This is a genomic window from Acinetobacter brisouii, assembly GCF_008993995.1.
In the GTDB taxonomy this organism is placed as follows: domain Bacteria; phylum Pseudomonadota; class Gammaproteobacteria; order Pseudomonadales; family Moraxellaceae; genus Acinetobacter; species Acinetobacter brisouii_A.
This window is the reverse complement of the sequence record NZ_BKNN01000051.1, coordinates 1-20,359: the sequence shown is the minus strand read 5'-3', so window position 1 is coordinate 20,359 and position 20,359 is coordinate 1. Positions and strand designations below refer to the sequence as shown.

The 20,359-nt window shown below is 42.2% G+C and carries 20 protein-coding genes, 2 rRNA genes and 2 pseudogenes; 8 read left to right on the top strand and 16 right to left on the bottom strand.

Translation table 11 applies throughout. The features are described 5' to 3' along the window. The 5 genes and pseudogenes from GBN19_RS11710 to ampD form a co-directional block, all read right to left on the bottom strand. Positions 1-126 (bottom strand): annotated as a pseudogene (locus GBN19_RS11710) (IS3 family transposase); the annotation flags it as partial. Between the two features lie 89 nt (positions 127-215). After that, a pseudogene (locus tag GBN19_RS16135) lies at positions 216-296 on the bottom strand (hypothetical protein); the annotation flags it as partial. A 31-nt stretch (positions 297-327) separates the two neighbouring features. Further along, a complete protein-coding gene (gene msuE, locus GBN19_RS11705) occupies positions 328-1,074 on the bottom strand; it encodes an FMN reductase (protein ID WP_151708974.1) in 747 nt (248 codons plus the stop codon). Between the two features lie 419 nt (positions 1,075-1,493). Further along, the gene (gene murJ, locus GBN19_RS11700; protein WP_151778263.1) at positions 1,494-3,041 is read right to left on the bottom strand and encodes a murein biosynthesis integral membrane protein MurJ; all 1,548 of its coding nucleotides are present in this window, start codon (positions 3,039-3,041) and stop codon (positions 1,494-1,496) included. 70 nt (positions 3,042-3,111) lie between these two features. Beyond that, complete coding sequence (ampD, locus tag GBN19_RS11695; RefSeq protein ID WP_151778262.1) at positions 3,112-3,687, bottom strand: 1,6-anhydro-N-acetylmuramyl-L-alanine amidase AmpD; 576 nt, start codon at positions 3,685-3,687, stop codon at positions 3,112-3,114. 153 nt (positions 3,688-3,840) lie between these two features. Between ampD and GBN19_RS11690 the strand changes: the two genes are divergently transcribed. Next, positions 3,841-4,218 carry a diacylglycerol kinase gene (locus tag GBN19_RS11690; RefSeq protein ID WP_151778261.1) on the top strand — a complete coding sequence of 126 codons (378 nt, stop codon included), beginning with the start codon at positions 3,841-3,843 and terminating at the stop codon, positions 4,216-4,218. A gap of 38 nt (positions 4,219-4,256) precedes the next feature. Here GBN19_RS11690 and rph read toward each other — a convergent pair whose 3' ends face one another. After that, positions 4,257-4,973: a ribonuclease PH gene (gene rph / locus GBN19_RS11685; RefSeq protein WP_151708970.1), complete on the bottom strand. Its 717-nt coding sequence runs from the start codon at positions 4,971-4,973 to the stop codon at positions 4,257-4,259. 447 nt (positions 4,974-5,420) lie between these two features. Here rph and GBN19_RS11680 point away from each other — a divergent pair, with 447 nt between their 5' ends. Further along, entirely contained in the window at positions 5,421-6,047 is a 627-nt protein-coding gene (locus tag GBN19_RS11680; RefSeq protein WP_228271261.1) for a TetR/AcrR family transcriptional regulator, read from the top strand. 51 nt (positions 6,048-6,098) lie between these two features. Here GBN19_RS11680 and GBN19_RS11675 read toward each other — a convergent pair whose 3' ends face one another. Further along, positions 6,099-6,716: a thiol:disulfide interchange protein DsbA/DsbL gene (locus tag GBN19_RS11675; RefSeq protein ID WP_151708969.1), complete on the bottom strand. Its 618-nt coding sequence runs from the start codon at positions 6,714-6,716 to the stop codon at positions 6,099-6,101. A gap of 183 nt (positions 6,717-6,899) precedes the next feature. Here GBN19_RS11675 and ubiG point away from each other — a divergent pair, with 183 nt between their 5' ends. From ubiG to GBN19_RS11655, 4 genes are all read left to right on the top strand, one after another. Then, the gene (gene ubiG / locus GBN19_RS11670) at positions 6,900-7,613 is read left to right on the top strand and encodes a bifunctional 2-polyprenyl-6-hydroxyphenol methylase/3-demethylubiquinol 3-O-methyltransferase UbiG (protein WP_151778260.1); all 714 of its coding nucleotides are present in this window, start codon (positions 6,900-6,902) and stop codon (positions 7,611-7,613) included. 3 nt (positions 7,614-7,616) lie between these two features. Next, complete coding sequence (locus GBN19_RS11665; RefSeq protein WP_151778259.1) at positions 7,617-8,288, top strand: HAD family hydrolase; 672 nt, start codon at positions 7,617-7,619, stop codon at positions 8,286-8,288. A gap of 32 nt (positions 8,289-8,320) precedes the next feature. Continuing rightward, entirely contained in the window at positions 8,321-9,067 is a 747-nt protein-coding gene (locus GBN19_RS11660; RefSeq protein WP_151778258.1) for a YciK family oxidoreductase, read from the top strand. Positions 9,068-9,320: 253 nt separating this feature from the next. Then, complete coding sequence (locus GBN19_RS11655) at positions 9,321-9,728, top strand: RcnB family protein (RefSeq protein ID WP_151778257.1); 408 nt, start codon at positions 9,321-9,323, stop codon at positions 9,726-9,728. A 26-nt stretch (positions 9,729-9,754) separates the two neighbouring features. Here GBN19_RS11655 and GBN19_RS11650 read toward each other — a convergent pair whose 3' ends face one another. The 4 genes from GBN19_RS11650 to ribF all read right to left on the bottom strand — a co-directional run bounded on the left by GBN19_RS11650 (position 9,755) and on the right by ribF (position 14,659). Beyond that, positions 9,755-10,237, bottom strand: coding sequence for an FKBP-type peptidyl-prolyl cis-trans isomerase (locus GBN19_RS11650; RefSeq protein ID WP_151778256.1), 483 nt, complete (start codon positions 10,235-10,237; stop codon positions 9,755-9,757). A 1-nt stretch (position 10,238) separates the two neighbouring features. Then, on the bottom strand, positions 10,239-10,763 hold the full coding sequence (lspA, locus tag GBN19_RS11645; protein WP_151778255.1) for a signal peptidase II: 525 nt from the start codon (positions 10,761-10,763) through the stop codon (positions 10,239-10,241). Continuing rightward, a complete protein-coding gene (gene ileS, locus GBN19_RS11640) occupies positions 10,756-13,590 on the bottom strand; it encodes an isoleucine--tRNA ligase (RefSeq protein WP_151778254.1) in 2,835 nt (944 codons plus the stop codon). Before ileS ends, lspA begins: the two co-directional genes overlap by 8 nt. A 67-nt stretch (positions 13,591-13,657) precedes the next feature. Further along, positions 13,658-14,659, bottom strand: coding sequence for a bifunctional riboflavin kinase/FAD synthetase (gene ribF, locus GBN19_RS11635; RefSeq protein WP_151708961.1), 1,002 nt, complete (start codon positions 14,657-14,659; stop codon positions 13,658-13,660). Positions 14,660-14,877: 218 nt separating this feature from the next. On the opposite strand from ribF, the gene GBN19_RS11630 reads away from it, so the two are divergent. Then, entirely contained in the window at positions 14,878-15,450 is a 573-nt protein-coding gene (locus tag GBN19_RS11630) for a 5'-methylthioadenosine/S-adenosylhomocysteine nucleosidase family protein (RefSeq protein WP_151778253.1), read from the top strand. 16 nt (positions 15,451-15,466) lie between these two features. Here GBN19_RS11630 and GBN19_RS11625 read toward each other — a convergent pair whose 3' ends face one another. From GBN19_RS11625 to GBN19_RS11615, 3 genes are all read right to left on the bottom strand, one after another. Then, positions 15,467-16,090: a TetR/AcrR family transcriptional regulator gene (locus GBN19_RS11625; RefSeq protein ID WP_151778264.1), complete on the bottom strand. Its 624-nt coding sequence runs from the start codon at positions 16,088-16,090 to the stop codon at positions 15,467-15,469. Positions 16,091-16,215: 125 nt separating this feature from the next. Beyond that, the gene (gene argA / locus GBN19_RS11620; protein ID WP_151778252.1) at positions 16,216-17,574 is read right to left on the bottom strand and encodes an amino-acid N-acetyltransferase; all 1,359 of its coding nucleotides are present in this window, start codon (positions 17,572-17,574) and stop codon (positions 16,216-16,218) included. 324 nt (positions 17,575-17,898) lie between these two features. Next, positions 17,899-18,843 (bottom strand): DMT family transporter, encoded by a 945-nt coding sequence (locus GBN19_RS11615; RefSeq protein WP_151778251.1) that lies wholly within the window; start codon positions 18,841-18,843, stop codon positions 17,899-17,901. Between the two features lie 108 nt (positions 18,844-18,951). Here GBN19_RS11615 and GBN19_RS11610 point away from each other — a divergent pair, with 108 nt between their 5' ends. Then, positions 18,952-19,845 (top strand): LysR family transcriptional regulator, encoded by an 894-nt coding sequence (locus GBN19_RS11610; protein ID WP_151778250.1) that lies wholly within the window; start codon positions 18,952-18,954, stop codon positions 19,843-19,845. A gap of 84 nt (positions 19,846-19,929) precedes the next feature. On the opposite strand, the gene rrf is transcribed toward GBN19_RS11610, so the two are convergent. After that, positions 19,930-20,044: ribosomal RNA gene (gene rrf, locus GBN19_RS11605) — 5S ribosomal RNA — on the bottom strand. Between the two features lie 212 nt (positions 20,045-20,256). After that, positions 20,257-20,359: ribosomal RNA gene (locus tag GBN19_RS11600) — 23S ribosomal RNA — on the bottom strand; the annotation flags it as partial.

Sequence of the window (20,359 nt, the reverse complement as noted above, 5' to 3'; positions counted from 1 at the left end):
GATTTGGTTTTGATGTAAATCGAATTGAGTAGAAAGTTCAGCGAGTGTGTGGTCGCCTTTAATTGCTGCGAGAGCAACTTTAACTTTAAACTCTGCTGAATGATTACGACGTTTTCTTCGTGTCATGATTGACTCCAAAAACAAGCATTTTCCATGCTTATTGGGGAGTAGATTATCACTTATAGGCATGGTCTAAAATCCTAGACCCACATCAGTTCGATATTGCTGACCACCAAGCCACCACTAACATTAGGAACCCAGTAAGCAAATTCGAGCTGTTGTTGTGATTGCGCCATATTTTTATTCTCCTTGGGGAATCGATGTGGGTTAAGCCACATCTGCCTTGACTGGGGTTTTCACCGCTTTGTGCTGTAAGCGAGATTCTGCGGCTTGTAAATCAGGGACGGCTGCCGAAGGTAGAACTTCTTCCTGTTCGATTTGGCGGTTGATCCCAAGGTTTTGGTTGGCCTGTGCTGTTTTGGCTTTGACCACTTCCGCACGCTGACCTTTGGCAGGTGCCCACTCTAAAATTGGCAAGGCACGGGCAACCGCTAAGGTAATACGGTCACGCAAGGCTGCACTTTGAATGGTGTATTCAGGGGTGAAATCACGATCTGTGGCATACACGCCGATTGGCAAGGTTTGCGCTTGGAAGAAACTGAACAATGGACGCAACTGGTGTTCAAGTACCAAAGCATGACGGTCGCTACCGCCTGAAGCCGCCAACAAGACAGGCACATCCACCAAAGCAGTTTGTTCTACAAAATCAAAGAAATGTTTAAATAATCCTGTAAATGACGCACGATAAACAGGTGTCCCAACAATCAGTGCATCGGCGGCTTCTACCGCTGCCAAATCGTCTTGCACACGTTGTGGCAATTGATGACGGTAAATCGCCCCACCCAAAAGCTGCCCGATTTCACTGAATTTAATAAAATGCACATTGATCGGGGTTGCCTGACCGAGTTCACGAATGATTTCTTCAACCAGTGCTTCAGTTTTAGATGGATGATTTAATCCACCAGAAACAGCAACGATATTCAGTGGTTTTACAGTATTTAAAATTGTCGACATGAGAATATAAACCTAAATTAAAATATAAATCTGATGAGGTTTATTTATCCATATTTTCTTATGCAGGGTAAAATAATAAAAACAGGCAAATTTATCATTTTTCGATATATATCAATCGTCAATAAGCTTTGCATTTCAAATCTTTGTGCAACAAAGCCTCTTTAGAGCCATCTTAAAATAAAAAAAATCGCCAATTTATAACAATAACTTGGCTGCTTAGCAGATTTGCTGTTAATGAAATAATCTGCTGTGGTTATCTGTTTGACATAATAAGCATGTTCAATCAGAAATTTAAAATGATCTAAAATAGTGCTTCATTCAATAAAAATAATAAAGCATTGATGAATTTAACTTAGTTCGCCAGTATTCAGCATAAAAAAATACCCTGTATTTTACAGGGTAAGATCATTAAATTTTACTCAGTGTTCTGGACGCAAATGCCGAGGGCGGAAGCCTGAAAGCAGTAATCCGACTGCATAAGCAAGCGCACCAACCACACACAATCCACTTAACTCTGCAATCTTCATCCACGTTGCAGCATGACTGCTATAGAAATGTAAACCATATGCCAATGCCCCAATCATACACAAATTGGCAAAAGCATATTGCGCAAAGATTTTTTTCCAATGTGACCCAAAACGATAAATATTGCGCTTATGCAAGTAGTAATACAGCATGCCCGCGTTGACAAAGGCTGAACTTGAAGATGCAATCCCAAGTGCCATATGCTCTGCATTCCAGTGAATCATTTTAAAGAAGCTAATTAGGATCACGTTGATAATCGCATTGGCTGCGACTGCCATCAAACCGACGCGTACAGGCGTTTTGGTATCTTGTTGGGCATAAAAACCTGGGGCAAATACCTTAATCAACATAAAGGCCAAAACACCACCACTCATACATTGCAATGCCAATGCGGTCATGTGAGTATCTTCAGCGGTAAATTCACCACGTTGGAACAAGGTCTGAATGATCGGTGTCGACAACATAAATAGCGCAACACTGGCAGGTACGCCCACCATAATAATCACACGTGCTGCCCAGTCGATCATGCCACGGAAACGCTCAAGGTCTTGCTCCGCATGACGTGCCGACAACGATGGTAAAATCACCGTTCCAATTGCGACACCAATCAAGCCCAATGGCAACTCCGTCATCCGTTCGGCACTATACAACCAAGATACCGAACCACTCTGCATAAATGAAGCCCAAATGGTGTTCAACAATAAATTGATTTGTGTTACAGATACACCAAACAAGGCAGGCAGCATCAGTTTGAGAATGCGCTGTACGCCCTCATGTTGGAAGTCAATACGTGGTGGAATCAGCAGTTTTTTACGCCATAACTCAGGAATCTGGATCGCCAGTTGAATAAAGCCTGCCGCTAAAACCGCCCATCCCAAAGACATAATCGGGGTTTGCAAATATGGCGTCAGCCACCATGCCCCTGCAATCATTACCAGATTCAATAAAACAGGGGAAAATGCGGGACTAAAAAATGCACCGTAACTGTTTAAAATACTGCTAGCAAATGCTGTCAGCGACATAAACATCAAATACGGAATGGTCAAACGGAACATTTCAACCGCTTGAGCAAACTTGTCAGGATCATTATGGAACCCTGGGGCGTAGACATACACCACCGCAGGCGCAATGATCATCGCCAATACAGTAATCGATGACATCACCACCAATAAACAGCCAAATACCCGACTAATCAGGATTTGAACTTCGGCATGTAAACGTCCAGTTTTGTACTCGGTCAGAATCGGAATAAACGCTTGTGAAAATGCACCTTCAGCAAACAGTCGCCTGAAAAAATTGGGAATGCGAAATGCAACAACAAAGACGTCGAATTCTTTGCCTGCACCAAACACGTTCAGCAAGACCATGTCACGTACCAGCCCCAAAATACGGGACAACATGGTCATAGCACTCACGATAAAGGTCGACCGCCAAAGCGCCATCGCTTACACCTAAGTCAAATTGGAAGTGGCTATTTTAATGAAAAGCCCAAACAATTTCGTTATTAATTCTTCAATTTGTGTGATTTTCTTTGTGTAACAATTCACGAAAATCTGCCCAGTGGAAATGCTCACCTGGATCGGTTTTGCGTTGTGGGGCAATATCGGAATGCCCTGCAATATGCTGCTGAATTTTTGGATACGTGCGTTGTAATGCTGAGACCACTTGAACAAGTGACTGATATTGCTCAGCTTCAAAAGGCAAGTCATCACTGCCTTCGAGTTCGATGCCAATCGAGTAATCATTACACTCAGGCACACCCAAATAGCTGGAACGCCCCGCATGCCATGCCCGATCATTGAAGTTGACAAACTGGATCACTTCACCTGTTCTTAAAATCAGCAGATGGGCTGAAACCTGCATCCCCTCAATGGTTTGAAAATAGGGATGAGCATTCCAGTCCAAATGATTTTGGAAAAACTGCTGAATATAGCCCCCGCCAAATTGGGACGGCGGCAAACTGATATTGTGAATCACCACCAACTGAATCGAGGTATTGGCAGGGCGCTGATTAAAATTGGGAGAAGGTAATTGCTGCACACCTTGTAATACACCATCAATCACTGCAAATTTTGTCTGATTTGACATCTTCATTCCCATATCGAATCGCATCGCGACATTTTAACTGACTCAGACTGTTCTGTATGACTTTACAACTTTAATCTGAAGAGAAATCTGTTCTTTTTACTTTTGCCTAGAGGTTGATTAACATAGCAACAGTTTCTTTCTCTGTAGATTGTCATGGATCAATATTCACCACTCAAAGGCAAAACTGGAGTCAAGCGCATTATCAATGCCGCGGGATATTCAATCGCAGGGTTTAAATCAGCCTTTCGCTATGAGGCAGCATTTCGCCAGATTGTCCTACTGAATATTGTATTATTGCCCATCAATTTATGGCTCAATCTCAGTAAGTTAGAACATATTGTGCTGATCTTGGTCGGCATGCTCGGTTTGATTGTGGAGTTATTTAACTCGGCGATTGAAGCCGTGGTCGATCGTATTTCACTGGAACGCCATCCGCTTGCTAAAAATGCCAAAGATATGGGCAGTGCAGCACAATTTGTCGCTTTAAGTATGATGGCGATTACATGGGCAGGAATTTTGCTCTTTAAATAAAAAAAGACTCCAAATGGAGTCTTTTCTTATAATGTTGTTTACCAGCCTAGCGCTTCTTGCTGCTTTTTGATGAGTGCTTGAATGCCCTGCTCTGCCATTTCTAACATGGCATTACATTGGGTACGGGTAAATGGTTTGTCTTCAGCAGTACCTTGAATTTCGATGAATTCACCTGCTTGGGTCATCACTACATTCAAGTCAGTTTGACAGTTCGAGTCTTCTTCATAGCAAAGGTCAAGTAAAACTTCATCTTTGAAAATGCCCACTGAAATCGCAGCAACCAATCCTTTAAGTGGATCTTGTTTAATTTTCTTTTGAGCAAGTAACACATTCATTGCATCAATCAATGCAACTGCTGCACCTGTAATGGATGCAGTACGCGTACCGCCATCGGCTTGAATCACATCACAGTCAATCGTAATGGTATTTTCACCGAGTTTTTTTAAGTCAACCATGGCACGTAGGCTACGACCAATCAGACGTTGAATTTCTTGAGTACGCCCTGTTTGCTTGCCGCGTGCTGCTTCACGGTCAGAACGTGTATGGGTTGAACGAGGTAACATGCCATATTCAGCAGTCACCCAACCTTGACCTTGACCTTTCAAAAATCGCGGCACACTGTTATCAATACTTGCTGTGCAGAGTACTTTGGTATGACCAAACTCAACTAAAACTGAACCTTCAGCATAACGCGTGTAGTTACGCGTAATTTTAACATCGCGTAATTGGTCTAATGCTCGTTGGTCAATACGCATAATTTTTCCTTCGGTTTCAAGTCAGAAATTTCGCCTGAATTATAGCAGAATGGCAACTGAGTTTTGGAACTGCCCCCTATATTCAATTTCCACATTCAATCAAAATTATATTAATATATTGATTTTTAAATATTTTATTCAAAATATACATTGTATTTTCAGATGTAAATTTAATTTTCAGCAGCTTATTTTTATTTTCATGCAACATTTCATCAATCTCGACTATACACACGTCATTGAACTGTCATTACGTTTGAAATGCAAATTCACCATAAGATTGCATCAATAAAATTATTTTAATTTTCAATAGATTAAAAAATTAGATTAGAGCATATAATCTAAAAACTATATAACTATATGATTTATATTTAATAATTTCTATTTTTTTAGCAAAAACATACATTTTCTTTGATCGAGAACCGCTATAATACGTCGAGAAGTACAGAGATGAAAGATCGTAAGGATGGGCTTGCTATGTCAGTACGTGCTGAGCGCAAATTGCAAAGTCAGCAAGCAATTTTAGAACAGGTTTTAAAGCTGAGTTATGCAGGGCAATGCTTTAACAGCATTAGTCTACGTCAATTGGCACAGGCGGTTGGAATGGTACCCAGTGCTTTTTACCGCTACTTTCCCAACAAAGAACAACTGGCAGCTGAGCTCGTTGATCAGACATCGCTGATAATTAAAAGCCATCTGGTACAGATTGCAGAGCATGTGCAACACAAAAATAGTGACATTTTAGAAAAGCATCTCAACGTCTTTTGTCATCAAATTCAATTTAAAGCGGCTCACTGGCACTTTTTTATTGTCGAACGCTGGAACAGTAGTGCTTTTTTGCAAGATAAAATTCAGCAAGAAATCAAGTTTTTAGTCGATGACCTTGCTCAAGTTCTACACAAAAAATATGGCAGCCTATTACAGCATCAGCAACAATCTGAAGCCTTGGCGGCATTAAGTTTAGAATTACATTTTGCTTGGGTCATCAAGTGGTTACACAGTAAAAATCCAAATCAACAATATCAATTTCTCCAGTGCTTTATACAACAGTTACAGTTTATTCAGCTTCCCCAATAATCAAAAAAGCGTATGATTAAATACGCTTTTTTTTAGAACCAATCACAAGATTTATTTGCCGTGACGCTCTTTGTTCACCAAGTAACTGACCACTTCAGTCACTTTGCCATCTTCACCTTGTACAACATATTTACCGTTCACGACCACTGCAGGTACACCCGTTAGCTGATATTGTGCAGCGAGTTGGTTCGACTGCATCACTTTGGCACTGACTGCAAATGAACTATAAGCTGCATTAAATTTTGCCGCAGGCACGCCATATTTTGTAAAGAATTGAGCCGCTGAAGCTTGGTCAAAAATTTGTTGGTTTTTCAGGTGAATCGCATCAAACAAAGCCAAGTGAGTGCGTTTGCGTACACCCAATTGCTCAGAAGCATAATACGTCCGTGCACCCGATTCCCAAACAGGATTCATTGCTGCTGGAGAACGTACAAAGTTGACATCTTTCGGCATCTTTTTCAGCCATGTCTGCATGTAAGGTTCTAATTTAAAGCAGTGTGGGCAACCGTACCAAAAGAACTCACGAACCTCAATTTTCCCAGGAACATCAACCTTACCGGGGTTCTTCAAAATCGTATAATCTTTTCCTGCAACAAAATCTGCCGCCATAGCGTTGGCTGAAAACGCCATAACTGTTGCAGCTAAGCCATTGATAATGAATTTTTTCATGGATTGATGTTTCCTTATATAAGATTTTGACTAGCTTAGCCGCTAACTATAAAACATCTATGCAAAAAACGTTTTGTTTCTGTCAACTTTTTTACAGCTTTTATCGCTTTTTTTCCAAGACGCGCTACACTAGCAACGAAAACAAATCTTTTAAAAATGAAGCACTGTACTGAGGTGAAGGTCATGGCACAGCTGAATGTTGATCCACAAGAAATTGCAAAATTCGAAGCTCTCGCAGCCAAATGGTGGGATCAGCATTCCGAATTCAAACCCTTACATCAGATTAACCCGCTACGCTTAAACTGGATTGATGAACTGTCTGGCGGTGTACGTGGCAAAAAAATCCTCGATGTCGGCTGTGGTGGTGGCATCTTGGCAGAAAGCATGGCACGTCGCGGTGCGGCTGAAGTGCTCGGCATTGATATGGGCGAAGCACCGCTTGCCGTGGCACGTTTACATGCCGAACAAGAGCAGGTTGCCAATATCCAATATCGTCAGATTCCTGTTGAACAACTCGCAGAAGAACAAACAGGTCAATACGATATCGTCACCTGTATGGAAATGCTGGAACATGTTCCTGATCCTGCCTCAATTATTCAAGCGTGCCAGAAACTGGTTAAGCCGAATGGTCATGTGTTTTTCTCGACCATTAACCGTAACCCAAAATCGTATCTGTTTGCCATTATTGGGGCAGAATATCTACTGCGTATGCTACCAAAAGGCACACATGATTATCACAAATTCATTCGTCCTTCTGAACTGGCAACTGACATTGAAGCTGCAGGCTTAAAGTTAAAACAAATGACAGGGTTACATTACAACCCACTGACTAAACACTACTGGCTTGCACCCAATGTTGATGTGAACTACATGGTCTATACACAAAATTTGGGTTAAAACATGAAAGCCGTTCTCTTTGATCTCGATGGTACGCTGATCGATACCGCAGCAGATTTTATTCGTATCATTCAAGATATGTGCCGTGAACAACAGCGCCCTGTAGTCGATGCCGACACCATTCGTAGTCAGGTGTCTGAAGGCGCACGTGCCATGGTGAAACTGGTCTATCCTGAACTGGCGATTGACGATGCGACTTTCTTGGCACATCGCCAAGATTTTCTCGATCGTTATGGTCAGCAGATTGTGGTGGAAACTGATCTGTTTGAAGGCATGTATCCTCTACTCCACATGCTTGAACAGCACCAAATTCCGTGGGGCATTGTCACCAACAAGCCACGTAATTTGAGTGAGTCATTGCTAGAGGCACTGAATTTGCAACAACGTTGCTCGGTTTTGGTCTGCCCTGACGATGTCACCCACGCCAAACCACATCCTGAACCGATGTTTTTAGCGGCCAAACAGCTTGAGATCGACCCGCAGCAGATTATCTATGTGGGGGATCATCCGCGTGATATCGAGGCAGGTCGAAATGCCGACATGTATACCATTTTGGCTGCCTATGGCTATTTACCAGAACAGCATCGTGATGATTTACAGGCTTGGCAAGCCGACTGCATTATTGACACGGTACAACAGTTACACCACGTATTACAGCAGCAATTGGCAATCTAAAATAAACATCAATCACAAATGGAGGTTTCATAATGAAATATTCAGAATATCGACCTCGAACTGACTTATTAAAAGACAAAATAATTTTAATCACAGGTGCAGGCGATGGCATTGGGCGCGCAGCAGCCATCAGTTATGCGCTACATGGTGCAACGGTCGTCTTGCATGGACGCACCCTCAATAAACTTGAAGTCATTTATGATGAAATTGAAAGTTTGGGCGCACCACAGCCCGCCATTTTACCTTTACAGCTCTCCACAGCCTCTAGCCGTGAATATGAACATTTGGTCGATACCTTAGACCGTCAGTTTGGTCGCCTTGATGGTATTCTACACAATGCAGGCGTCTTAGGTGAACGCGTAGAATTGGCAGATTATTCTGTGGATGTCTGGGATGAAGTGATGGCGGTCAATTTACGTGCACCTTTTGTCCTCACTCAGGAACTGCTGCCTTTACTGGAAAAATCTGAAAATGCTTCTGTCATTTTTGCATCTTCAGGCGTTGGCCGAGAAGCTCGTGCACTTTGGGGGGCATATTCGATCTCAAAAATTGCAGTTGAAGCGATGAATAAAATTTTTGCCAGTGAAAACAGCTTAGCCAATGTGCGCTATAACTGTATTAATCCGGGGGCAACCCGTACAGCAATGCGTGCTAGAGCTTTTCCTCAGGAAGATCCTCTGAGCTTACCGACACCTGAAAGTATTATGCCAGCGTATCTTTATTTAATGGGTGAAGATAGTCTTGGAATGAATGGGCAAAGTATTAATGCTCAAGACTAATTTTACCAAATGATCAATTTATATTGATATCACCAAACTTGAGCAAGTTAAACAAAAAATCAGTATCTTTAAAATTAAGGTGCTGATTTTTTAGCTTATAATCAAAAGAAAATTTGCATAAGAATCTTGAATATAGTCCATTTTGAACGTTTTTTAAAACAATCATGTCATGATCTTCACAGTTTCTCTGCATTTTTTTTATACAGTAGTACAGCCACACTTGGCATAACATGCAATACATTGAGGACGCGAAATGAAACAGAGTTTAACAGCGATGGCACTATGCTTAACTGTTTGGCTAAGTATTCCTGTTGCTTTTGCAGCCCCTCATGGTGGAGGAGGTGGCAACTTTGGTGGTCGCGGAGCAAATAGCTTCAGTAACAACGAGGGTGGTTTCTTTAATCGGGCTGATAATGATGGATTTTCACTACAAGACTTACAAGAGCGTCGTCGTGCCCGTGAAGAACGTGGCTTTCAACGCCTGAAACAACTAAAATGGCAAACAGGCTATACCATGCCACAGCACTACCGTAGTGACCGTTACAAAGTTGATTATAATTATTATCAGCTACCTCGTCCTAAGCATGGACAGCAGTGGTATAAAGTCAACAGTGACTATTTATTGATTAATGATGACAATATCATTCTTCAGGTGCGTTAAAAAAAGCTCCCGAAGGAGCTTTTTTCTTACATGATTTTAATACCTTGTTGCCCTGCTGGCGTCACTTTGAAAATTTCAACTTCAAAAGTGATGTTCTTGCCCGCAAGTGGATGGTTAAAATCAATTTCCGTAATATCTTCATTGACCGATTTCACCACACCAAACAAACTGGTTTTCGCTTTGTCTTCAAATTCGATCATGTGTCCAATCACTGGAGGCTGTTCAAATTTAACCGTATCAAAGCGCTGAACATTTTCAGGGTTCCAAGGGCCAAAAGCATCCTCAGGGGGTAAATGCACAGTACGGCGATCGCCTGCACGTAAACCAAACAATGCTTTTTCAAAGCCTGGTAACAAGTTACCATCGCCAATCACCAAACTGACAGGTTCTTCACGGCTACGGGTATTGTCAATTTCTACACCATTTTCAATGGTGACTGAAAAGTGCAAATCAACTTTTGAACCTTCGCTCACGCGTATTTCTTCAGTAGGATTAATAATTTCAACCATCTTAACTTTTCACACCTGCTTTACGCTGCTTTTCCAAAAAGAACGTGTCGATGAGCAACAAAATCGTTCCCAAGGTAATCGCACTATCGGCTATGTTAAACGCAGGGAAGTTGTGATTTTGATAATACACATGGATAAAATCAACAACATAACCCAAAGTTACCCGATCAATTAAGTTACCGAGCGCACCACCTAAAATCAGGGCAATCGCAGCGGGTAAAACCTTCATGGATTTCGGCATTCTCATCAGCCAAAATACAAAAATCAAAGACACGAGCCCAGCCAGTCCCATAAACAAATAGCGCTGCCAGCCGCCTGCATCGGACAAGAAGCTAAAGGCTGCGCCATAGTTATGTAGCAATGTCCAGTTTAAAAATGGCATTACATGGACAGGTTGCGCATATACCAAGTCTGTGCTGGCAATGTGTTTGGTCCATTGATCCAGCCCGATGGCGAGGGCGGACAACCCAAGCCACAGGATATTATGCGCGTGAAATACTAAACCCTTGTTTTGAGGATTAGGCATACTTTCTCTCTTCGCCAGAACCGGCAACATTCACAATACAACGAGAACATAAACCAGGATGCGCTGCATGTGTATTGACATCTGGTAAAACATGCCAGCAACGTGCACATTTTTCACCTTCCGCAGCAGACACCTGAACACGTAATCCGTCTAGCTCAGTTGCTTCGCCTTGTTCTGCAAATTCATGAACCGCCACTTGTGAAGTAATCAACACAAAACGCAGTTCATCACCCAGTTTGTTGAGGACTGCTGCAAGTTCAGGTTGCGCCCAAAGCTCAACTTTCGCTGACAAATTACTGCCGATGAGTTTAGCGTTACGCGCTACTTCAATCTGTTTATTTACTGCTGATTTTACTTGAATTAATGTTTGCCAATCTGCTTCAGAAAGTAAATTTGCTGTCACCGTTGGAATGTTATACCACTCAGTGGTAAACACATATTGTTCAGATTGTTCTGGAATCAACGGCCATGCTTCTTGTGCAGTAAAGCTCAAGATTGGGCTCATCCAGCGAACAAAGGCTTGTACCAAGTGATACAACGCAGTTTGTGCCGAATGGCGCGCTTGTGAATCGGCTTTGGTGGTGTACTGACGGTCTTTAATGATGTCGAGGTAGAAACCACCCAAGTCATTGATACAGAAGTTGGTCAAGGCACTACACACCACATGGAAGTTCATTTCGTCATAAGCTTGAGTAATGACTTTTTGAACTTCGTTCGCACGTTGCAAGATGTATTGATCGAGTGCAATCAATTCTTCAACAGGCAACAAATCTGTGCTTGGTTTGAAACCGTTTAAGTTCGCCAACAAGAAACGTAAGGTGTTACGAATACGGCGGTAGCTGTCGCTGACACGGCTAAAGATTTCTTTAGACGCTGCAATTTCATAACGGTAATCGCTCGATGCGACATATAAACGTAGACCATCGGCACCCAACTGCTTGATGATTTCTTCAAGTGGAATGTAGTTGCCTAGAGATTTAGACAATTTACGACCTTTTTCATCCACCGTGAAACCATGTGTCAATAACGCTTTATATGGTGCGCGGTTGTGGATTGCCATAGAGGTCAACAATGAAGACTGGAACCAGCCACGATGTTGGTCTGAACCTTCTAGGTACAAGTCCGCAGGGCTTTCCAACTCATCACGTTGCTCAAGTACCGCATAGTGCGTTGTACCCGAGTCAAACCAGACGTCTAGCGTGTCGCGTACAGGATTATATTGTTCTGCTTCATCACCCAAGAAGTCTTGAGCACCACGGTTAAACCATGCATCAATGCCTTCTTGTTCAATCAGCTTCGCCACATCTTCAATCAACTCAGGCGTACGTGGGTGCAACTCGTTGGTATCTTTATGCACAAAGAACGGGATTGGTACACCCCATGTACGTTGACGTGAGATACACCAGTCTGGACGACCTTCAATCATCGATTGAATACGGTTTTGACCCCAGTTCGGAACAAATTGAATGTCTTTTTCAATTGCATGCAATGCACCGTCACGTAAACCTTGTTGATCCATGCTGATGAACCATTGTGGCGTTGCACGGAAAATGATTGGTGTTTTGTGGCGCCAGCAGTGTGGGTAGCTGTGCTTAATTGGATTGTGCGCCCAAAGACGACCCGTTTCACCCAATGCTGCAATAATTTTTGGATTGGCTTTATAGATGTGCTCGCCTGCAAAAATCGGTGCAGTTGGCAAATACACCCCATTACCACCCACAGGATTATCCACTTTCAAGTTGTAGATCAAGCCCACTTTATAGTCGTCTACACCATGACCTGGTGCCGTATGTACTGCGCCTGTACCGCTATCAGCCGTGACGTGCTCACCCAAAATCACAGGCACTTGACGCTCTGCGATCAATGGATGTTGCAGTTGTAGGTTTTCCAGTTTCTCGCCAACAAAGTCAGCAAGCACCACAGGATTTTCTAACTTGTAACGCTCGCATGCAGACTCCACCAAGCTTTTTGCCAAGACAAGGTTTTGTGTACCACGATCGGTTTGTACCTGAACCAATTGGTATTCAATTTCAGCATGCAATGCCACCGCTTGGTTGGCAGGCAAAGTCCAAGGCGTTGTCGTCCAGATCACCAAATCGGTTGGATCTTGAACGTCTACGCCTAAACGCGCTGATAAATCTGCAAGATCAACCACAGAGAAACCAACGTCAATTGCGTCAGATTTTTTATCTTCATATTCAACTTCAGCTTCTGCCAATGCTGAACCACAGTCCAGACACCAGTTCACTGGTTTTAAACCGGGCTGAATGTGACCATTTTTCTGAATTGCACCCAAAGCACGCACGATATCGGCTTCTTGCTTGAAGTTCATGGTCAAATACGGATTGTCCCAATCACCCAGAATCCCCAGACGTTTGAAGTCATTACGCTGAATATCAATTTGCTCTAGCGCATATTCACGGCAGTGCTTACGGAAAGTTGCAGCATCGACTTTCTCGCCAACTTTACCCACTTTCTCTTCAACTTTCAGTTCAATTGGTAAACCGTGACAGTCCCAACCGGGTACATACGGTGCATCGAAGCCATCTAAAGTGCGGCTTTTGACAATAATATCTTTAAGAACTTTGTTGACCACGTGTCCAAGGTGAATCTGACCGTTGGCATACGGAGGGCCATCGTGAAGGACATATTTTTTCTTGCCTATACGCGAAGCACGAATCTGCTGATAAATGTTGTCGGCGTACCACTCTTCTAACCATTTTTGTTCACGTACTGCCAAATTTGCTTTCATTGCAAATTCAGTACCTGGCAGATTCAATGTGGCTTTATAATCCACTACATTTTCAGGTGTTTGCTTATCGCTCATGCAAGTTGCTTCCAGTTTTGTCTGCGCTCACGCCGACACGTTGTAACATCAAAATTAAAACTAAAATTTAAAAAGGGAATTCGTGGTGTTGCTCACGGAATGCGCGTAATTGTACAACATCATCCTGAATTCCTGCTTTGAGTGCTTCTAAAGAAGGATAATTCCGTTCACCATGCAAAAAGTGTAAGAATGTCACTCGCATTAATAAACCATACAGATTAGCAGAAACCTCAGGAAAATGTACTTCTAAACGCCATTGCGGGTGTTCCTGACGAATCGCAGGACGCGTGCCAACATGCCCTGCCCCAAACAGTGCTGTCGGTTGATAACCTTTAACACCGAGTTGCTCGGGTGAGTCTTGGCGGACTTTGGCATCTAGCGCAGTCGTTTCACAAAAGACATCTACTGCGTAAATCCCGTTAATACATGGACGATGGCGGTTTAAACGTACATTAATCGTTGGAAAATCAATGGTGCGCCCAATCTGATCGCCATATTGTACCCGTCCCGTAATGCTATACGGACGACCAAGCAGGCGCGCAGCCAAAGCCAGATCACCTTTTTGCAAGGTTTCACGAATACGGGTTGAGCTGACACGCTCGCCATCAAGTTCTACAGTATGTAGATTGGTGACACTAAACCCATACTGGCGTAAAAACTCGGCATTGCCCTGACGGTTTTTACCAAAATGAAAATCATCACCCAACACCAAATGCTGTGCATTGAGTTGTTGTTTTAAAAGTTCTGAAAATTGTTCAGCACTCAGACTACGAAAATGATTGTCAAACTTGGCAATCACCACATAATCCACACCCAACTCACTGAGATATTCAACTTTTTCACGCAGCGACATAATGCGTGGCGGTGCTTGATAACCTTTAAAGAACTCTAAAGGTTGCGGTTCAAAAATCATCACGGCAGTTTTCAATTGCTCGGCTTGCGCTGCTTGTTTAAGCTGAGCAATCATCGACTGATGCCCAAGATGCACACCATCAAAGTTGCCAATCGTCACGGCTGTCTTTGGCAAATCTAAATCGGCTGGCAAGGCATTCAAACGAAGTAGCTTCATGGCACTTTTAAAAATTGATGATTTCAAAGCCAACTATTGTGCCATATTCTGATCAATTCGTCTTGTGGTTGTTTTTATCAAATTTTAATGTTTAAAAACATATATTTAACAATAAAAAATCAATTTATTTCAAACCCATTCACCTTGCTGTCACTCTTACAGATCAACACAATTTGGTTATACTAAACACGCAACTTCATCCCCAAAGAGTAGATCATTTGAACACTTTGCATGACCATGCCCTGATCATGGCACTTCCGAGCGAATCTCAAGGTTATTTCGAAAATCATGGCATTACCGTGCACTATAGTGGTATTGGTAAGGTCAATGCAGCGTTTAAAGCCTATGACGTGATTCAGCGTACAGGCTGCAAAACCCTGATCAACTTTGGTACGGCAGGCAGTTCAAGTTTTCCACGACATGCGTTGGTTGAGATCGGGCAATTTGTACAACGCGATATGGATGTCTCTCCGCTTGGCTTTCCTGTCGGAACTACGCCAATGGATGACGAGCATCCCGCAGAAATTGATCTTGAGTGCTATTTTCTTGAACTTCCTCATGCCGTGTGTGGTACAGGGGATTCATTTGAAACAGGTTTGCCCAAAGTGCAATGTCAGGTGGTCGACATGGAAGGCTATGCACTGGCAAAAGTCTGTAAAAAGCTCGGTGTGCGCCTGATTTCAGTCAAATATATTACCGATGGTGCAGATGATAGCGCACATCTCGACTGGCAAGACAATTTAAAAGTGGGGGCAGAAAAACTGTTACAGCTCTATCAACAGCATTTTTAAAGCAATAACACCAGTGTTATTCTTGCACTGGTGGCGTCATGCTGCCATGTAACAACATCGCAATGGTATGTTGAATTGCACGTTGATGAAAACTACGATTGCGCAAGGTTTTGCCTAAAATCGCAGAAAACTGAGCATCAAAATCAGCATAACTTTGCGTAATTGACCATAAATTCAAAATAAACAGCTCAGGGTCAATATGTGCAGCCATTTTCCCTTCAGCTTGCCATTGCTGTAAAACTTTGAGTTTACGCTTAACGTGTTTCTTAATCGAACCTTTCAGTACCGTTTGAATATACGGTGCGCCCTGAATAATTTCTAAGGCAAACAGTTTAGAGGCTTTCGGATGGGTTTTAGAAAATTCAATCTTTTGCGTAATATACTGCGTTAAAATATCTTCAGGCTCTAAACCTGATTCAAACAGTTGCAAAGGTTCAATCCATTTCTGAAGAACTGACATCAACACTTCAATATACAGCGCTTCTTTATTTTCATAATAATAGAAAATATTTGACTTATGCATGTGTGCCAACTGGGCAATTTCATCCAAACTCGCCCCATTAAAGCCGTACACAGAAAAGACATCTAAGGCAGCATTTAAAAGTTGATTACGTTTTTGCGTACTTTTCTTTAGTTCCATTGCCAACACAATTTCAGAGAAATGATTTTGATTGTAGAGCAATTCTGTGACTTTGTGCACTCATCTTGTCAATAAAAATACTAATCCATAAAAATAAAATGGGTTTTAAAAACAGCATCGAAATTTCAGATTATCTTTTTAAATACCAAGGAATTACGCTGATAGTTATATAACGCTTGTCGAGCATTTGGTAAATCATCGACTGTTGCATGACTAAAACCATGCTCCAAGAACCAATGTGCCGTCCGCGTGGTCAATACAAAGAGCTGCTGAATCCCCAAAGTTCGGGCTTTTTCTTCCAAAAAGTTTAAAATCTGGCTACCACGATTAGACTTGCGATAGCTTGGATGCACTGCAACACAGGCAATTTCAGCCGATGCAATTTCATTTTCAGTCGTTGGAATCGGATATAAAGCGGCACAAGCCAAAATCGTTCCATCGCGCTCAATCACCGCAAATTGATCAATCTCGGTTTCCAAACGCTCACGTGAGCGATAGACCAAAATCCCCTGTTCTTCGAGCGGACGCAGCAAGTTAATTAAACCACCGACATCCTGAATATTCGCCATGCGCACTTCTTCATAATGTGCGTCCGTGACCATGGTGCCAATCCCGTCACGGGTAAACAATTCCTGAATCAAAGCACCATCATGCGCATACGGTAAAACATGCACCCGCTGCACACCATTCAGGGCTGCATCTTTTGCCCCTTGTAAGTACAACGCCATTTGACTTTGGCTTTGCTGAGATTGAGCAATATATTGATCGAGCTGATGCGGTGCAATTTCACGCTGTAACTGCCCTTGCGGATTGAGTACCCCACGTTGATTACCCAAGAAAATTAACTTGTCTGCTTTGAGGGCAATGGCAGTTTTGGTGGCGACTTCTTCTGCCAGCAAGTTGAAGACTTCACCTGTAGTTGAATAGCCCACAGGCCCGAGCAAAATAATATTATGACGTTCCAGCAAACGCGTCATGGCATCGACATCCACTGCACGAACTTCACCTGTCAGCTGAAAATCAATACCATTACGGATCCCATAAGGCTTAGCCGTAATCAGATTGCCCGAAACGACATCAATCCGTGCGCCAAACATGGGTGAATTGGCAAGTCCCATCGACAAAAGTGCTTCGATCTGCATACGCACAGCACCGACTGCCTGCATCACACAAGGCAATGCTTCACGAGTTGTGACACGACGTGACTGCTCAAAAGGCGTTTCAAGCTGCTGAATGTGCAGTTGGGCATTAATTTGTGGACGTGCGCCATAAACCAAAACCAAGCGAATGCCGAGGGAATGCAGTAACGCAATATCATGAATAATATATTGAAAATTTTCATGCTGGATGGCTTCACCATCAAACATCACCACAAAGGTTTTATTACGATGCGCATTAATATAAGGTGCGGAATGACGAAACCAGTGCAAATAATCCTGCGTATTTTGATGAACAATCGCAGTGGAATCTTGTATTTTTTGCATGCTGATCTCGGCTAATGGCATATCTTCAATATTCTAAACAAAAAACCAAGAAGAAACAGTGCTTAGAGCCTTTGCATTTTGCAGAATTCAAAGCAATTCTGGTGTAATGATTACAGCCTTGTCAGCAATCTCTTACAATGCTTACCGCCATTCGCGGCTATGGCAACATTCATTTTTTTCTTAAGATAGAGTCATACAGAAACAGGACGTTTCTTATTAAAAGAATAAAAAATCTAGGTATGGAAACCTTATGGTATGACAGGAGTTGTACCCTCGGTGAAGAATCAAAAAAAGCCTCAACAGGATGTTGAGGCTTTTTTTGCTTTATACCTGAGCTTTTTGCAATGTTTGCACACGCATATATAAGCGGATCACCCAAAAGACACCACCTAAAATACAACCGATCGCAATCGTTTCTAATAAACTTGGCAATCGCCCTGCAAAAATATAAGAATAACTACACGCAAACAATGTCTCAAACACCATCAGTTGCCCCCCCAAACTAATTGGCAAACGTCTGGTTGAAGCACTCCATAAAGCATTTGCGATCCAAGAGCCCGCAATTGCCAAAAATACGCTGACCATTGCAAAAGTCATCCACTGCTCTAGACTTTGCTGTAAAAACCACGTTTTCGGTATCAGAATCACCGTGAATATTCCCGCAGGTAAAGCGATTAATCCCGTCATGATGCCCATTAAACTCGACCATTCACGACTGTTAAAGGCACTTTCTTTCAAATAACGTGCATTATGAATCGCAAACCATGACCAACTCCCGACTGCAACAACAACACATGCCATTCCAAAAATTCGTTGCCCAGTGCTCGAATGTACACCTAAAAATACATCAGGAATAAAGTTAATCAAAATCAAGCCAAATGCCACAATACAAAGCGGTAACTTGAGTTGTGAAAAGGGTAGACTCGACTGTTCACCTCGTCCTAAAAAGGCAATTGATACAGGCATTAAGCCATTAATCAATGATGTCATGGTAATTCCTGCGAACTGTACGGCCGTACCAATACAGGCAAAATATAAAATGTTGCCTGCAATCGACAACTGAATTAGTTTATAAATATCGGCTTTATCTAATTTTTTAATCAATTGTTTTAAAGTAGGTAATGCCACAAGCAATGAAATTAGCCCATATAAAACAAAACGCACACTACTAATCAGAATGGGATTAAATTCAGGAATAAACCAAGGAGCAACAATCGTACCTCCCCACAAAGCACAGGCTAAAATTGCGAAAATAATGCCTTGGCGCATACTGATTTTCCCTAAAAATAAAACAGCAGCATAAAGAGATCACAGTAAAAAGACTAAAGATCATTTAGAATTGATCTATTCCATAGAGGAATAGCGATGGTAAAAAATATGAGTCCCTACATTAAAAAATTACCCCCTCTTGAAACCTTGATTGCCTTTGAATCTGTCGGGAGGCACGGGAGCTTTACCCAAGCAGCAACTGAACTGTATCTGACTCAAAGTGCTGTCAGCAAACAGATTCGACAGCTTGAAGATTCTTTAAAAATTCAACTCTTTGAACGTAAACCTCGTGGTGTGGTATTAACCCCTGCAGGCGAAGAATTACATCAAACAACTCAGCAAATATTTGAGAAATTACAACATAGAATCATTCGATTACAGACAATTCATCAATCCAATAGTGTCACCATTCTTGCAACACATGCACTGACCCAATTTTGGTTATTTCCAAAATTGGTCGAATTTCATAAGGCTTATCCCAACATTACCGTACATGTCGATGCGATCAATACTATGGATGAGTCGAGCTTTACCCAATATGATCTTGGTATTTTATATGGTGCAGGGCATTGGTCATCTTTACATAGCCAGCGCCTGATCCCAGAAGTCATTTATCCTGTTGCTCATCCTGATATTGATATTTCACAAATTCATAGCTTATGGGACTTAGCAAAAATTCCATTGGTTCAAATTAATGCCAGCGCATGGGATTGTTTAGACTGGAAAGACTGGTTCCAACACTTTGATATGTCCTATCAAACTGCCTCAGGTAGCCCAACCTTTAATCAATTAACATTGGCTTTTCATGCAGTACAGCAAGGAATGGGCATAGGATTAGCATGGAGCTTTATGGCAGATGAATTGGTACATACAGGGAAGCTTCAACAGGTTACGCAGTTTAAATGCTGTACAGGAAATGGAGAATTTTTAGTCTATGAAAAGCATCGAAAACTCAGTGAAACAGCACAAATCTTCCATGACTGGCTCATAAACTCAACTTGATCTCTATTTTTCCATATGTTCTTTTTATTTCCCGCAAAGAAAAGCCCCCCGACCTCTTTAGAGATTGGGGGGCTTCGAATAATGAGCTGGCGATGACTTACTCTCACATGGGTAACCCCACACTACCATCAGCGCTAAGAGGTTTCACTTCTGAGTTCGGGAAGGGATCAGGTGGTTCACTCTTGCTATTGTCGCCAGCACAACTGTTTATGGACTTGTTCAGGTTTTATGCTCAGATCATTTGATCTTGTTGCTACCCTACTTGGTACCAAATGAGTTATTAACGGATTGGTTAACTGAGTCGAATTTTATGTTCTAGCATTGACTAAATCAAGTTCTTTGTTTCAGATCAGGTTTAACTGATCTTTTATGAATCGATTTAAGCTTTATATACAACTGCTTGGGTGTTGTATAGTCAAGCCTCACGAGCAATTAGTATTGGTCAGCTTCATACGTCACCGTACTTCCACACCCAACCTATCAACGTCCTAGTCTCGAACGGCTCTTTAGAGGA

What these genes read in the sequence shown, in the direction of transcription:
- ampD (WP_151778262.1), bottom strand. Translation starts at nt 3,687, where the DNA reads ATGTCAAATCAGACAAAATTTGCAGTGATTGATGGTGTATTACAAGGT.
- GBN19_RS11680 (WP_228271261.1), top strand. Translation starts at nt 5,421, where the DNA reads ATGAAAGATCGTAAGGATGGGCTTGCTATGTCAGTACGTGCTGAGCGC.
- lspA (WP_151778255.1), bottom strand. Translation starts at nt 10,763, where the DNA reads ATGCCTAATCCTCAAAACAAGGGTTTAGTATTTCACGCGCATAATATC.
- rph (WP_151708970.1), bottom strand. Translation starts at nt 4,973, where the DNA reads ATGCGTATTGACCAACGAGCATTAGACCAATTACGCGATGTTAAAATT.
- GBN19_RS11615 (WP_151778251.1), bottom strand. Translation starts at nt 18,843, where the DNA reads ATGCGCCAAGGCATTATTTTCGCAATTTTAGCCTGTGCTTTGTGGGGA.
- argA (WP_151778252.1), bottom strand. Translation starts at nt 17,574, where the DNA reads ATGCAAAAAATACAAGATTCCACTGCGATTGTTCATCAAAATACGCAG.
- GBN19_RS11660 (WP_151778258.1), top strand. Translation starts at nt 8,321, where the DNA reads ATGAAATATTCAGAATATCGACCTCGAACTGACTTATTAAAAGACAAA.
- GBN19_RS11625 (WP_151778264.1), bottom strand. Translation starts at nt 16,090, where the DNA reads ATGGAACTAAAGAAAAGTACGCAAAAACGTAATCAACTTTTAAATGCT.
- GBN19_RS11690 (WP_151778261.1), top strand. Translation starts at nt 3,841, where the DNA reads ATGGATCAATATTCACCACTCAAAGGCAAAACTGGAGTCAAGCGCATT.
- GBN19_RS11675 (WP_151708969.1), bottom strand. Translation starts at nt 6,716, where the DNA reads ATGAAAAAATTCATTATCAATGGCTTAGCTGCAACAGTTATGGCGTTT.
- GBN19_RS11655 (WP_151778257.1), top strand. Translation starts at nt 9,321, where the DNA reads ATGAAACAGAGTTTAACAGCGATGGCACTATGCTTAACTGTTTGGCTA.
- ubiG (WP_151778260.1), top strand. Translation starts at nt 6,900, where the DNA reads ATGGCACAGCTGAATGTTGATCCACAAGAAATTGCAAAATTCGAAGCT.
- GBN19_RS11665 (WP_151778259.1), top strand. Translation starts at nt 7,617, where the DNA reads ATGAAAGCCGTTCTCTTTGATCTCGATGGTACGCTGATCGATACCGCA.
- GBN19_RS11610 (WP_151778250.1), top strand. Translation starts at nt 18,952, where the DNA reads ATGAGTCCCTACATTAAAAAATTACCCCCTCTTGAAACCTTGATTGCC.
- ileS (WP_151778254.1), bottom strand. Translation starts at nt 13,590, where the DNA reads ATGAGCGATAAGCAAACACCTGAAAATGTAGTGGATTATAAAGCCACA.
- murJ (WP_151778263.1), bottom strand. Translation starts at nt 3,041, where the DNA reads ATGGCGCTTTGGCGGTCGACCTTTATCGTGAGTGCTATGACCATGTTG.
- GBN19_RS11650 (WP_151778256.1), bottom strand. Translation starts at nt 10,237, where the DNA reads ATGGTTGAAATTATTAATCCTACTGAAGAAATACGCGTGAGCGAAGGT.
- ribF (WP_151708961.1), bottom strand. Translation starts at nt 14,659, where the DNA reads ATGAAGCTACTTCGTTTGAATGCCTTGCCAGCCGATTTAGATTTGCCA.
- msuE (WP_151708974.1), bottom strand. Translation starts at nt 1,074, where the DNA reads ATGTCGACAATTTTAAATACTGTAAAACCACTGAATATCGTTGCTGTT.